We start from the raw sequence: 14,083 nt of genomic DNA, 5'->3' as shown, positions 1-14,083 counted from the left end.
ATTATACCATGTTTTAATAGAAGTTTCTGTCTCCTTATCACCAAAATATGCTATAATAAAAGCAAAACACATAGAAAAGGAAGTCTTATGATTAAACTACTAGCCTTGGATATGGACGGAACCCTCCTTAATGAAGCCAAGGAAATCCCACAAGCCCACATTACTGCCATTCACCAGGCTATTGAAAAAGGCGTCAAATTGGTTCTCTGTACGGGTCGACCGCTTTTCGGTGTTCTTCCTTATTACAAAAAACTGGGTCTTGATCTCCAGAATGAGTATGTCATTGTCAATAACGGTTGCTCAACTCACCAGACTAGTGACTGGAGTCTAGTTGACTGGCAAGAACTCAGTCCAGCTGACATTGAATACCTCTATGACCTGGCTGAAAAAAGCGACGTCCAGTTGACTCTTTTTGATGAAGAACATTATTTTGTCCTCGGTGGTAAGCCAAATGAAATTGTTCAAAATGATGCCAAGCTAGTCTTTTCAGACCTGACTGAAATTTCCCTTGAGGAAGCCACTAGTGGCAAATATCGGATGTTCCAAGGTATGTTTTTGGGCAACGAAGAGCAAACAGACGATTTTGAGCAGCATTTTGCCAAGGAACTCTGCCAACGATTCAGTGGAGTTCGTTCGCAGCCTGTCATTTATGAAGCAATGCCCCTTGGAACGACCAAGGCTACTGCTCTTTCACGACTAGCTGAGATTTTGAAGATTGATTCCTCAGAAATCATGGCCATGGGCGATGCTAATAACGATATCGAAATGCTCCAGTTTGCAGGGCTTGGTATTGCTATGGGAAATGCCAGCGACCATGTCAAATCCCTTGCTAATGACGTTACAGCTAGCAACGAAGAAGACGGCGTTGCGCGTGCGATTGAGAAATATATTTTATAGAGAAAATTCCCAGTTAAATCCTTAACTGGGTTTTTGACATTTTAAAAATCAGAAAACTTTAGAAACTCTTTAGAAATACTTGAGCTTTCTTTGATTTCTATAGCTTATACTAAAGTTAGAAAAATAAATCAAAAGGAGAAAATCATGAAAACAGTACTCGAAATTCATGGACTGACCAAAGAATTTGGTAAACAAGCTATTCTTCAAGATCTTAGTCTAACGATAAAAGAGGGAGATATTTATGGTTTAATTGGAAAAAACGGAGCAGGTAAAACTACTCTTATCAAAATCATTACACAACTACTGTTTGCGGATAAAGGAACTATTTCCCTCTTTTCTAGTCAAGAACAAAATGAATGGACCAAAGCTCTATCTCGAGTAGGTTCAGTTATCGAATCACCTGTAGCCCATAATCACTTAACAGCATACCAGAATCTGAAATATTATTGTATGATACGTCACATTCCAAATGCTGATAAAGTCATTCAAGAAACACTGGATTATGTAGGTTTGTCAGATACAGGTAAAAAAGTCTTCCGTGATTTCTCGCTAGGAATGAAACAAAGACTTGGTATCGCCATTGCGCTTCTATCCAAACCTGATTTCCTGATTCTTGATGAACCCATTAACGGTCTAGACCCAATTGGGATCAAAGAATTTCGCCTCATGATCCAGCGACTCAATCAAGAAAAAGGCATAACTATCCTCATCTCTAGCCATATCTTGTCAGAACTCTATCTCTTAGCTAATCGCTTTGGTATTCTGGATCAAGGTAAGATTATCCGTGAAATCAGTAAAGCTGAGTTTGAAACACTGAGTGAGGATTATATTGTGCTTAGAACAGGCGATAAAGAAAGAGCTTGTCAGGTATTGAAAGAACAAATCCAGCTCCAGTTTAAGGTTGTGAACCCTGAAAATGAAATCCATATCTTTGGAAATGAACAAGATGTCAAACAGATTCTTAAGCAACTAACTTTGGCTGATGTTGCTATTGATGAGATATACTTTGCCCGTCAAAACCTAGAAGAATACTTCACACAATTGGTAGAATAGGAGAAAAATCATGATACATACCATTCGAGCAGATTTTTACCGTCTCTTTCGCTCCAAAGGATTCTGGATTACAGAGTTCATTCTCTTTGCTCTCATGCTAATGGGCGCAACAATAGGAGCTACAGGACATCTAATGTCAGTAAATACTACACCTGAAACAGAATTTCCGACCAAAGGTTGGGACGGGGTCCAAGCTCTTATCAACGCGTCTAGCAATGGTTCAAACCTCGTTTTTCTCTGCATCGTCCTGACATGCCTCGTTCTTGGAGTTGATTTAATCGGCAAACTCTATAAAAATAGTTTGACAGTTGGCGTTTCTCGTACAGAGTTTTTCCTTGCTAAATCCTTTGTTCTAGCAAGTATTGCTCTCTTACAACTCATCGCCAGCCTTGTTATTGCCTTTATTCCAGCAACTATCTTAAATGGATTTGGGACCATGCCTGATGGATTTATTGGCAATCTATTGATAACCATTTCCCTTCAATTTCTCTGCCTTCTCGCTTGGCTTTCGATTGTTTCCTTTATTCTCTACCTGACTCATTCTTATCTTGCTGTATTTATCGGCTATCTGATTAGTTCTATCATTCTTTCTACGCCAATGCTTCTTTTCCCAGACATTGAAATTCTACGATATTTAATCCTAGATTTTGCCTATGCTATGACTAGTAATAGTCAATCTATTCTCTATACCATCACGGTTTGCGTAACGGTCATACTTTTCTTCTCTTTCAGTGGACTGATTATTTTCAAGAAGAAAAGCTTATAAAAAGGACCTCCTCTAGAATATAGAGGAGGTTTCTTCTGTTAAAAATAAATAAAGACTGAAAACCATTCTCCATCAGTGGCTAGCTTCATATCCGCTCCAAGAAGATGAACTAATTCCTCAGTAATATAAAGACCTAAACCAGAGGATTCTTCTGTATCCGACATATTTTCAGAATAAAAACGATTACTGAGATTGTCTATATTCTTAATAGGTTTTTTGACTAGATTATCTATTTCCAAAACAAGTCCTTTTTCTTCCTTTTTCAAAGAAAGTCGAGCCTTCTCCTTGCCGTGCTTGAGAACATTTCCAAGGAGGTTTTGTATAATTCGATCAAGCAAGTCCTCATCAGTCGTCGTTTTCAATCCTGGTTCGACGTTAAAATCAAGAACAATACGTGAAGATTGAAAAACGTCGTAATAGGCTAAAGTCTTTTTCGTTATAAAAGTTGATAAATCAAGCTCTTCCAGTTTCGGTTTGACTGCTCCTTCCATCAAATGACGATATTCAAGAAGAGCTTCCAAACGTTTGGAAACCAAATCCTGATGATGGGCTATTTTGCTTAAAGTTTCCTGACTATTATCGGGGTGTTTTATTAGTTGCTGAGTATATCCTGAAGCGATTGTCAAAGGTGTCCGAATATCATGAGCGATGTTACTGATTGCCATATCTAGGGTGCGTTTTTCACGCTTCATGATTAGCTGATTTTGCTCCACTTCTTGAAATAGATTCTCAATTTGGTTATGTAGACGCAAAATGGTCTTTGAAAAGAAATTTACACCGATCCTCTTCATGCTACCAGAGCGAATCTTTTCTTCAATTTGTCTGCTTAAATCTCTAATTGCTATATGATAGCGAATCAAAGAAATCGACAAAATAATGTTAGTAAGGAGTAATATTGATATCAAAATGTAATTCATTATTTGTCTCCTTTTAATCGAACACCAACCCCCCAAATGGTTTCAATGTATTCGTGATTCGTATCCAGTTGGTGCAGTTTTTTACGGAGATTGCTTAGATGGGTGTTGAGCGTATTGTCTCCAGGCAGGTAACTTTCTTCCCAAATCAATTCATAGAGTTCTTCCTTGGTGAAGATTTTTTTAGGATGACGGAGCAACATTTGGAGAATCTGGCACTCTTTCTTAGCGAGGCGAATGGTTTCAGTCGCGCTACTTATTTCAAAACTATCCACATCGAACTGGATAGTTTTAAAGTTTTGCACCGAATTTTCATCATTTATTCGATTTTCTGACTGATGTTCACCACTTTGGCGTAATTGCACAGTGACTCTGGCAAAGACTTCGTCCAAATCAAAAGGTTTTACTACATAATCATTGGCACCATCTAAGAGATATTGGCTGATGAGCTTTTTATCACCCAAAGCAGTAAGCATGATGACCGGAGTCTGACTAGTTTGTCGAATAGCTTGCAAGACTTGGTCGCCATTTTTCCCAGGGAGCATGATATCTAGTAAAACGAGATCAATGCCACCTTTATCAAATTGCATTATACCTTCTGTACCAGAAAATGCTTGAATCACCTCATGTTCCTCTGCAAGAAGGGTTCTTAAAATTTCCTGGATTTCATTATTATCTTCAATTACAAGTATGCTCGCCATAAACCTCGTCCTTTCTAAAACTATTATAACATGTTTTGTTGGGAATTCCAGATACAGAAAAGCTCCTCTCACATTTTAAGCAAGAAGGAGCTAATGAATATTGAATCTACTTAACCAAATAGGCAATCAAGGCTATAATCCATAGATGAGCTGGGTAGAAAATATAAAAGAAATATTTACTCCAATTAGTTTCTTTTCCTCGCTGTCCATTATACAAGGCCATAAAAGGAAATACGGTGATAAAGAGCCAGTCAGAATTGAAAAGCATCATTTCCAGTGTTTGGTGCCAAGTGTCGTAAATTTGGATGGAAGTCACTAACAAGAAGGCCCACAGAAAGGCATAGAGGAGATTTCGCAAGCCCTTGCGATTCCGACAAGAGTAACTAATCAAGAGAAATGGTAGAACGGTGATGCCACCCTCAGTAAAAAGACAACCGAAAATCAAGAGACCAGCAACTCCAATTCGTCGCCACAACTTCTCTTTTTTATCCAATTCTTTTCTGGGAAAACCAATCCAAAGCATGGTGACACCGATGGCCAAAGTCAAGAAAATGTTATTATTGACCATTACCCCTTTAGATGCAAATAGGGTATTGAGGAGGCTATTTCCAGCAAACATGATAAGCGCCCCACTCCAGAGACGGATAAGATAGTCTTTAAGATTTCGAGTATGGATGAATCCCTCCATAGCCATATACGCAAACCAAACTCCCACACAACGGGTCAAGGCGTGGAAAATACCTTCCCACAGAGGAGAAACGATTCCGGTAATATGCGGAATATGGTCTAGAACCATTACTGCTACCATCAGATACTTCAACTGCGTCGCATTCCATTTTTTCATAATAAACCTCTTTCTTTTTAATCTACATAGAGTATAGCATACATTTCCACATATAATCGTACACCCATCTTACATTTAAAAAGCCTATCTTACATTTTTGTAAGACAGGCGTGAATATCAAAAGTTTATTATGAAATTTACCTTCTAGTCCGTAATTCGTTGGTACATTTCGGGTCTTCTATCTCGAAACAGTCCCCAGTTGAGGCGTTCGCTTGCTCCCTTGTCAAGGTCATAAGTTGCTAACAGAACAGCCTCACCTTGCCTTTCAGCTCGCTCTAGAATAGCTCCTGTTTCATCTGTCATAAAGGAGGAACCGTAGAAGTCAAGACTGGAACTCTGTCCACCATTTTCCTCACTAGGAGTGACTTCTTCCAAACCGTAACGATTGGCTGCAATGACTGGGACAATATTAGCTGCTGCGTGCCCTTGCATAGTACGTTGCCAGTGATCACAACTGTCTGTATCTAAGATAGGCTCTGAACCGATAGCGGTTGGGTAAAAGAGCAATTCAGCACCATTCAGAGCAAGACAGCGCGCTGTTTCAGGGAACCATTGATCCCAACAGATGCCAATACCAATCTTAGCGTAGCGAGTATCCCAGACCTTGAAACCAGTGTTACCAGGCGTGAAATAGAACTTTTCTTGATAATAATGGTCATCTGGTATGTGGGTCTTCCGATAAACGCCTAGTACCTCTCCATCTGCATCAATGACAGCAATAGAATTATATAAGACATTCCCATCTTTTTCATAGAAACTAATCGGTAGAACAACCTGTAGTTCCTTGGCAATCACTTTAAAATGCTGAATGGCGGTATTTTCTGTCACCGACTGGGCATACTGGTAGTAGTCATACTGGCGTTCCTGACAGAAATAGGGACGTTCAAACAACTCGGGTAAGAGAATGATTTGTGCGCCTTGGTCTGCAGCTTGGCGAACTAAACGTTCCGCTGTTTGGATATTTGTTGCCACCTCCTTGGCACATTGCATCTGGATCGCTGCAACTCTAACATTTCTCATCTTTTTCTCCTATTCTGGGATTTGTTGGGTGATACAGTGGATATTTCCACCACCTAAAAGAATGTCTCTGGCTGGAATTCCTACCACTTCACGGTCTGGGAAACACTTGCTGAGGATATCCAAGGCCACTTGGTCGTTTACATCCTGAAATTGTGGCACTAAGACAGACTTGTTTGCAATATAGAAATTGACATAGGAAGCTGCAAGACGTTCACCTGCATAACGCTCTTCTTCCCCTTCTTCATAGATGTAGCCTGACAAATCCTCTTCGGTTACAACTTGATGAAGCGCTGGGATTGGCAATTTATGAATGGTGAAGTGACAACCTTTTGCATCTGTTTCCTTCTCTAAAATCTCAAGGTCGGCTACAGACATGGCATACTGAGGATCACTTTTGTCGTCTGTCCAAGCTAGAACAAGCTCTGCAGGACCAACGAAGGCTACTACATTATCAACGTGCTCGTTTGTCTCATCTTGATAAATACCGTAAGGCAGCCAGATAACTTTTTCAGCGCCCAGGCTCTCTAATAAGGTGTTTTCAATTTCCTCTTTACTGAGATGAGGATTGCGACCAGGACTAAGCAAGCAACTTTCAGTTACAAGAATGGTTCCTTGACCATCGCTGTGTATCGCTCCACCTTCCAGTACAAAAGGTTTAGCCTCGTAAACAGGCATTTCCAAGGCCTCAGCAAAGCGACTGGCTACTTGGTCATCATCTTCATAATCTTGGTAGAGTCCATCGACTGCACCACCCCAGGCATTGAAAGACCAATCAACTGCCAACTTTTCTCTTGTATCATTGGCAAGAATCGTCGGACCTGTATCACGCGCCCATGCATCATTTGTCGGAATATCTAAATAAACAACCTTGTCTCCAAGATAAGATTGGGCTTCAGATAGATGGGCCTGATCCACCAAGAGATAGACTCTTTCCCCTTCTGCTATGTTTTTTATAATTTGGCTAAATGCTCTTTTGGCAGCCTTTCCTTGAAAGGGCCATGAACCTGGTCGAGTTGGCCATATCATGAGGGTGCCATGATGGGGCTCGTATTCTGCTGGCATGCGATAGCCTAATTTTTTGGGACTGTCCATCATGATAATCTCCCTTTAAAATCTTGATAGCCAAAGGATTTGACTAAGCTGCAGTCACCTTGCTCGTCCATAAGATAGAGACTTGGCAATCCAATACCATTAAAGGTATTATTTTTGACAAAGGAGTAGATTGCCATGTCTTCAAAGTAAAGTCTATCACCGATTTGGACTGGATTTTCAAAACTATAATCACCAATCACATCACCCGTCAGACAGGTATTGGAAGAAAGTCTATAGGTATGGGCTTTTTCCTGCGGTTCAAATCCATTTCTCAAAGGTGGACGATAGGGCATTTCAAGTACATCTGGCATATGGCAGGTCGCGGAGGCATCTAAAACCAAGATCTCTATATCGTTTTCTACAATATCCAATACTTCAGTTGCTAGATAACCCGCATTGAGCGCAATAGCTTCACCAGGCTCGATATAGACTTCAAGATCGTAAGTTTCTCGGATACGCTTGATTTCAGAAATCAGCAAATCGATATCATAGTCTTCTCTTGTAATGTGGTGGCCGCCACCCATATTGAGCCATTTGACCTCATGTAAATAAGGACCAAACTGCGCTTCTACAGCTTTCAAAGTTGTCTCTAAATCATCTGCCCCTTGCTCACAAAGGGTATGAAAATGAAGGCCGTCTACCAAGTCCAGCAAATCACTCGGTATCTTGTCTAGGGTAACTCCAAAACGGGAGCCAGGTGCACAAGGATCGTAGAGCGCGTGGTCACCCTGCGTTGAACATTGAGGATTGATGCGCAAACCGACACTGATACCAGCCGCTCGACAACGAGCACCATGTTTACGCAACTGTCTCTCAGAGTTAAAAACGATATGGTCCGTTATCTCCAGCAATTCCTCCAAGTCCGTATCCTTGAAAGCTGGCGCAAAGACATGGACTTCCCTCGGAAATTCTTCTCTAGCGAGCTTAGCTTCATAGAGACCACTAGCCGTCGTACCAGACAGATACTGGCTGATCAAGGGATAGGTTTTGTAGAGTGAATAAGCCTTCTGGGCCAGTAAAACCTTGCAACCGGCTTCTTCCTGAACTTGTTGAAGAATGCGACAATTCTCTTCTAATTTTCCTAAGTCAATGATATAAGAAGGTGTTGGTACTTGTTCTAACTTCATTAGTCCACCATTTGTGGATTTTCTACCACAACCCAAGGCAATCCGTACTCATTCAAAGCTTCCATGAATGGATCTGGATCCAACTCTTCAAGGTTGTAAATCCCAGGTTGTTTCCAAGTACCATTCATCACTAATTTGGTCCCAATCATGGCAGGAACACCTGTTGTGTATGAAATTGCCTGTGAACCAACTTCTGCGTAACATTCCTGATGGTCGCAAACATTGTAGATATAGATGGTCTTTTCAACGCCATCTTTGACACCTGTAAAGATACAACCGATATTGGTTTTACCAACTGTTCGTGGACCAAGGCTGGCTGGATCTGGAAGCAAGGCTTTCAAAAATTGGATTGGCACAATTTCTTGACCGTTAAAGTTAATAGCATCCGTACGAAGGAGACCAACGTTTTCCAAGCATTTCATGTGCGTTAGATAAGATTGCCCAAAGGTCATAAAGAAACGAATGCGTTTAACACCTGGAATGTTTTTGGCTAATGATTCAATTTCTTCATGGTGAAGGAGATACATGTCTTTTTGACCAACCTGAGGGAAATCATACTCACGCTTGATAGACATAGCTTCAACTTCGACCCATTTTCCATCTTCCCAGTAAGAACCTGGCGCAGAAACCTCGCGGAGGTTGATTTCTGGGTTAAAGTTTGTTGCAAATGGATAACCGTGATCCCCACCATTACAGTCTAAAATGTCGATATAATGGATTTCATCAAAATAGTGTTTTAAAGCATAAGCTGAAAAGACACTGGTCACACCTGGGTCAAAACCAGAGCCAAGAAGAGCTGTCAAGCCTGCTTCTTTAAATTTTTCTTGATAAGCCCATTGCCATGAGTAGTCAAAGTAGGCTGTAAAACCAAGTTCCTTGCAACGTTTTTCATAAATGGTGCGCCATTCTGGATCTTCTGTGTCCTCAGCCTCATAGTTGGCGGTATCGATATAGTGGACACCTGTTGCCAAGCAAGCATCCATGATGGTTAAATCTTGATAAGGAAGTGCTACGTTCAAAACAGCTTCTGGTTTGTAGCTTTCAATCAAGGCAATGACTTCTTCTACCTTGTCAGCGTCAAGGGCAGCTGTCTCAATCTTTGTACTTGTTTTACCTTCCAGTTTAGCCTTCAAGTCATCACATTTTGACTTGGTACGGCTAGCAATCATAATCTCTGTAAAGGTTTTGCTATCTTGGCAAATCTTTGAAATAGCAACTTGGGCAACGCCCCCACATCCAATAACTAATAAACGACTCATTTTTTTCCTTCCTCTTCTTCTAAAATGTCTTCTACATACTTAGGCAACATAAAGGCACCCACATGTAAGTTTGCAGTGTAGTATTCTGTGAAAAGCTGACGTTTTTTCCAGCCTTCCTTGTCAAAATCTTTGACAGGGTGATATTTTTTCGAAGCAAATCCAAATAACCAATAGCCAGCAGGACTGGTTGGGATATGCGCCTGATAGACCCGGCTGATTGGAAAGGCTTGATTGACCTTGCGGTGCATGCTTCGGCAAGCTGACTCATCCTCGTCAAAGAAGGGACTCCCATGCTGGTAAATCATGATTCCGTCCTCTTTCAAGGCCCTGAAACTGTTTCCGTAAAATTCCTTGGTAAAGAGCCCTTCCGTATGTCCAAATGGATCTGTCGCATCGTTGATGATAATATCGTAGTCATCTTCACAGTTTCGCAAAAAGCGTAGTCCATTTTGGTAGTAAATGGTAACACGAGGATCATCTAGCCCTGCAGCAAAATCTGGGAAATACTCACGACAGACTTCAACCAGCATCTCATCCGGTTCTACAATATCGATTTGTTCCAATTCTGGATACAGTGTCAAAACTTGGGCAACACCGCCATCACCACCCCCGATAACCAAAACTTTCTTAGGATTAGGATGGACAGCCATGGGTACGTGGACGGTCATTTCATTGTAAACAAAATCATCTGCATCTGAAAACAAGACATGCCCATTTAAGATCAATATCTTTCCAAAAGCTGGTGTATCTAATACCTCTATATCCTGCCATTCACTCTTACCAGCGTAGAGTTGCTTGGCTGTTCTCAGGGACAGTTTCACATCTGGAGTATGAACTTCAGAAAACCATAAATCCATCTAGTTCTCCTTTCTATCAATAACGTTGATGTGATTGACTTCTGGATCTTCCGTCCCTTGGAGGGAGCAACCACGTTCTTTGGCAAATAGGATATAATCCACAATTTCTCGTGTAATACGTTCACCTGGTGCTAGGATTGGAATCCCTGGAGGATAGCACATGACAAATTCCCCACAGACCTGTCCAACAGACTCATCCAAGGTTAAACTTCTTCTCTCTGAATAGAAGGCTTCCTGAGGAGACAGCACTAACTCTGGTTGGATATATTCTCCAGCAATCAAGTCCTTTCCATCTCTTGAATAGAGTCTCTTAATATCAGCCAAAGCACCGACCAGACGCTCTATGTCTTGGATACGGTCGCCGATGGAAATATAAGCCAAGATATTGCCAATATCCCCAAACTCAATCTGAATATCATATTCGTCTCGCAGGAGGTCATAAACTTCGATACCTGTTAAGCCAATATCCTGAGTGTAGACTGACAGCTTGGTCACGTCAAAATCACAGACCGACACACCGTCTATTAACTCTTTTGAGTAGGCATAGTAACCACCGATAGCATTGATTTCACGACGAGCATACTCGGATAGTTCAATAACCTTCTCAAAAGACTCTTTACCACGAAGAGCTAGATTACGACGTGAAATATCAAGACTTGCCATCAACAAGTAAGAGGCAGATGTAGACTGGGTCAGGTTGATGATCTGACGAACGTACTCAGGATTCATCTGATTTCCAATAAGTAAAATGGAGCTCTGGGTCAAACTCCCACCAGACTTATGCATGGAGACCGCCGCCATATCAGCGCCAGCGTCCATAGCAGATAGTGGCAATTTGTCTGTAAAATGCAAATGCGCTCCATGAGCTTCATCTACTAAAACCAGCATGCCAGCTTTATGAGCCATTTCCGTTAAACCCTTGAGGTCTGAACAAATACCATAGTAGGTAGGATTGTTGATTAGGATAGCTTTAGCATCCGGATGTTCCTTGATGGCCTGTGCAACACGGTCATTTTCAAGACCTAAAGCGATGCCAATTTTAGGATCTACACTCATCTCGATATAGATGGGAATGGCACCACATAGAACCAGCGCATTGATAGCAGATTTGTGAACATTACGCGGCAGAATAATCTTATCTCCAGCCTTGCAGGTGGAAAGAATCATAGTTTGAACAGATGATGTTGTTCCACCAATCATGAGAAAGGCATGCGCTGCTCCAAAAGCATCCGCAGCCAGCTCCTCTGCATCTCGAATAATCGAAATGGGATGGCCTAGATTATCCAAGGGTTTCATAGAATTGACATCAATGCCAACACATTTTTCTCCCAACAATTCAACAAGTTCTGGATTTCCCCGTCCGCGTTTATGACCTGGTACATCAAAGGGAACAATCCTTTTCTTTCGTAACTTAATCAGACCTTCATAAATAGGGGCTTGGTTTTGATCTAACTTCTTCAAGACATACTCCTTTACCGTATTTTAGCACCTCAAGAAGATAAAGGCGACTAAAGGTTGACTTATGAAAAAAGAGCAGGTTTTCACCTGCTCTGCAATCTTCTGACGTTTGTATTTTGGTTTCTGTTGAGTATGTCTGTTCCTGATGTTTCCTAACTCTCTAGTAGCAAATATTACGTACTTTATTGATCGTTTCACAAGATGACGTGTGCTTTCACCACACTAAAATTTATGAATTAGGACAAGTGTCCTAACATCAACTTATAAAAGTAGGCTTTTAACCCTATCAATAATGTGGCTTTTCAACCACGCTTCGGCATTCAACCCTACCTGTCCGTAGGCATTTTTTACTCGGGTTTATATTTGCTAGAAAACATCATCTCATTTTCTAAGCCTTATAACTATATCATGTTTATAAGAGCTTGTAAAGGATTTTGAGAAACTTTTTTAAACAATTTCTTTTTTTGTTCGCAAAATGGTATTTAACGATAAAAAGGAATCGTTTTAAATTGAAATCAAAAAACAAAAACAGGAACTAAATCGATTAGTTCCTTTGTTGAATTGTAAGTATAGTCAGTTATTCAAAATCTTATCTACTTATCTCGTGCTACTTGAACAGCTAGTTCAAAATCAGTCATCATATAATTTTCATCTAGGCGGATGAGACCATAGTACTCATTCCAAAATAGCGAATCACTGTTGCTGGACCACTTTAATCCATACCATAGTTGAGTGACATCACTTGTATTTGATGGTGGAATTGACCATAGATGCTTCTTGAAAGTTTCTTGAACAAGCGAAACATCCAGTCGTGTAGTCAAGTCAAGTTCATTTAATTTGAAAGTAATAGAATGTTTTTTCGCTGCCTCAATACTGTCCTTGTTAAATCGAACCTGAATAACCTTAGAATCTTCTATAGCCACATCATGGTCCTCAGCACCGTAAAAGGAAATACTGCCCAGTACTATGCCATCTTTTGCTAGGAGATAGGGAGCGTAAGGAACAGCATTGCTATCAAGCCTGAAGCCTTTTTCGATGGTAACTGTTTTATCTCCAGGATACTTTTGGAAACTGTTACTTGTCAGGAGGTCTTCATAATCGCTACCACCATCGCCCTGTCTTACATAGAGGTCAAATCCAGCGTCCATCAGCTCACTGGATTTAGTTTCAGCTAAAATGATTTTACTTTCATTAATTTGTAAAATCGGTGCTTGAGGTGGCAAACCAATCGTGAGATTAAACGTGACTCCTACTAGAAAGACCATCAAAGTTATAAGGAGGGCAAGCATAGACTTCCCAGTTCGTTTTCTTGCATTGAAAAGGGCCATTAGAGCAGGTAGGAGGATCATTTTGGCTAAAATAGAATTCCCAACACCGCCTCTATTTAAGGTCTGAAAGGCAAAGATCCCTGCGATGGCAATCAGTGTCAGGTAGACCAAAATCTCGCCTAGACCCAGTTTTTCTGTTCGAGTTTGTTGATTTACAGGAGTTTCGTACAATGACTGTCCATTCTCTTTCCTCTTTTTTAGAAAGAGATAGAAACCCAGACCTAGCAGCAGATTAAAGATTGCAAAAGCAATTAAAGTACCTATAATCACTGTTCTACCCATGGCTCTCTACTCCTTTATGTTCTCTCTCAAATCTTATCTTACTCTTTAGTACCCAATTCCCAATCAATAAAACCAGCAAGAAGAAGGGGCCGCCTTCTATCAGCACAATGGGTAAAGCCACTAGAGCAATCATCAAAAAACTAGCTTTCTTTTGACGCCAACTACTGCCCCATTCTCCGTTTATCAGTGCCCCTAAATAGTCGATGTAATCAGTAAACCAAGTCAATAAGGGATTTTGAAAATCATTGAGCCTTAGGTAAATGAACATAGCAGAATATAGCAAAACATAAAGAATTCCAAGGACTAGAATAATCTTTTGACTAGTTCGAGTAGCCTCTAGAACGATTTTTTCTCTCTTCTCTGGTTTTATTTCCTTGAGACTTGGATTCTTACAAGAGAGTTTTTCAAATCTATGGTCCAGAAATCGGTAGAGATAATATTTTTTTATATCACGCTTCATAAAACCCCCAATCTAGGAAAGACAC

The 14,083-nt window shown here is 40.7% G+C and carries 14 protein-coding genes; 3 read left to right on the top strand and 11 right to left on the bottom strand.

Annotated features, from left to right (window positions below):
* The first annotated feature begins 87 nt into the window (after window positions 1-87).
* The 3 genes from HMPREF9188_RS05380 (at window position 88) to HMPREF9188_RS05370 (ending at window position 2,716) form a co-directional block, all read left to right on the top strand.
* Entirely contained in the window at window positions 88-897 is an 810-nt protein-coding gene (locus HMPREF9188_RS05380) for a Cof-type HAD-IIB family hydrolase (protein WP_009730153.1), read from the top strand.
* 144 nt (window positions 898-1,041) lie between these two features.
* Window positions 1,042-1,950, top strand: a complete 909-nt coding sequence (locus HMPREF9188_RS05375) for an ABC transporter ATP-binding protein (RefSeq protein ID WP_009730152.1) — start codon at window positions 1,042-1,044, stop codon at window positions 1,948-1,950.
* Between the two features lie 10 nt (window positions 1,951-1,960).
* Window positions 1,961-2,716, top strand: a complete 756-nt coding sequence (locus HMPREF9188_RS05370) for an ABC transporter permease (protein ID WP_000581981.1) — start codon at window positions 1,961-1,963, stop codon at window positions 2,714-2,716.
* Window positions 2,717-2,754: 38 nt separating this feature from the next.
* Here the strand turns inward: HMPREF9188_RS05370 and HMPREF9188_RS05365 are convergent, their stop codons facing one another.
* The 11 genes from HMPREF9188_RS05365 to HMPREF9188_RS05315 form a co-directional block, all read right to left on the bottom strand.
* A complete protein-coding gene (locus tag HMPREF9188_RS05365) occupies window positions 2,755-3,633 on the bottom strand; it encodes a sensor histidine kinase (RefSeq protein WP_009730151.1) in 879 nt (292 codons plus the stop codon).
* On the bottom strand, window positions 3,633-4,331 hold the full coding sequence (locus tag HMPREF9188_RS05360; protein WP_009730150.1) for a response regulator transcription factor: 699 nt from the start codon (window positions 4,329-4,331) through the stop codon (window positions 3,633-3,635). The genes HMPREF9188_RS05365 and HMPREF9188_RS05360 overlap by 1 nt, the downstream gene beginning before the upstream one ends.
* Window positions 4,332-4,437: 106 nt before the next feature.
* The gene (locus tag HMPREF9188_RS05355) at window positions 4,438-5,175 is read right to left on the bottom strand and encodes a TraX family protein (protein WP_009730149.1); all 738 of its coding nucleotides are present in this window, start codon (window positions 5,173-5,175) and stop codon (window positions 4,438-4,440) included.
* A gap of 144 nt (window positions 5,176-5,319) precedes the next feature.
* A complete protein-coding gene (gene aguB / locus HMPREF9188_RS05350) occupies window positions 5,320-6,195 on the bottom strand; it encodes an N-carbamoylputrescine amidase (RefSeq protein WP_009730148.1) in 876 nt (291 codons plus the stop codon).
* 9 nt (window positions 6,196-6,204) lie between these two features.
* Window positions 6,205-7,290 carry an agmatine deiminase gene (gene aguA, locus HMPREF9188_RS05345; RefSeq protein WP_033588908.1) on the bottom strand — a complete coding sequence of 362 codons (1,086 nt, stop codon included), beginning with the start codon at window positions 7,288-7,290 and terminating at the stop codon, window positions 6,205-6,207.
* Window positions 7,287-8,414: a carboxynorspermidine decarboxylase gene (nspC, locus tag HMPREF9188_RS05340; RefSeq protein ID WP_009730146.1), complete on the bottom strand. Its 1,128-nt coding sequence runs from the start codon at window positions 8,412-8,414 to the stop codon at window positions 7,287-7,289. The genes aguA and nspC overlap by 4 nt, the downstream gene beginning before the upstream one ends.
* Complete coding sequence (locus tag HMPREF9188_RS05335; RefSeq protein WP_009730145.1) at window positions 8,414-9,673, bottom strand: saccharopine dehydrogenase family protein; 1,260 nt, start codon at window positions 9,671-9,673, stop codon at window positions 8,414-8,416. Before HMPREF9188_RS05335 ends, nspC begins: the two co-directional genes overlap by 1 nt.
* Window positions 9,670-10,530, bottom strand: a complete 861-nt coding sequence (speE, locus tag HMPREF9188_RS05330) for a polyamine aminopropyltransferase (RefSeq protein ID WP_009730144.1) — start codon at window positions 10,528-10,530, stop codon at window positions 9,670-9,672. Before speE ends, HMPREF9188_RS05335 begins: the two co-directional genes overlap by 4 nt.
* Window positions 10,531-11,991, bottom strand: coding sequence for an aminotransferase class I/II-fold pyridoxal phosphate-dependent enzyme (locus HMPREF9188_RS05325; protein ID WP_009730143.1), 1,461 nt, complete (start codon window positions 11,989-11,991; stop codon window positions 10,531-10,533).
* Window positions 11,992-12,581: 590 nt separating this feature from the next.
* Window positions 12,582-13,598 (bottom strand): hypothetical protein, encoded by a 1,017-nt coding sequence (locus HMPREF9188_RS05320; protein WP_000533840.1) that lies wholly within the window; start codon window positions 13,596-13,598, stop codon window positions 12,582-12,584.
* Entirely contained in the window at window positions 13,591-14,058 is a 468-nt protein-coding gene (locus tag HMPREF9188_RS05315; RefSeq protein WP_000817463.1) for a hypothetical protein, read from the bottom strand. The genes HMPREF9188_RS05320 and HMPREF9188_RS05315 overlap by 8 nt, the downstream gene beginning before the upstream one ends.
* Between the last annotated feature and the right edge of the window lie 25 nt (window positions 14,059-14,083).

It is taken from the genome of Streptococcus sp. F0441, assembly GCF_000314775.2.
Taxonomy (GTDB): Bacteria; Bacillota; Bacilli; order Lactobacillales; family Streptococcaceae; genus Streptococcus.
This window is presented reverse-complemented; position numbering and strand designations above follow the sequence as displayed.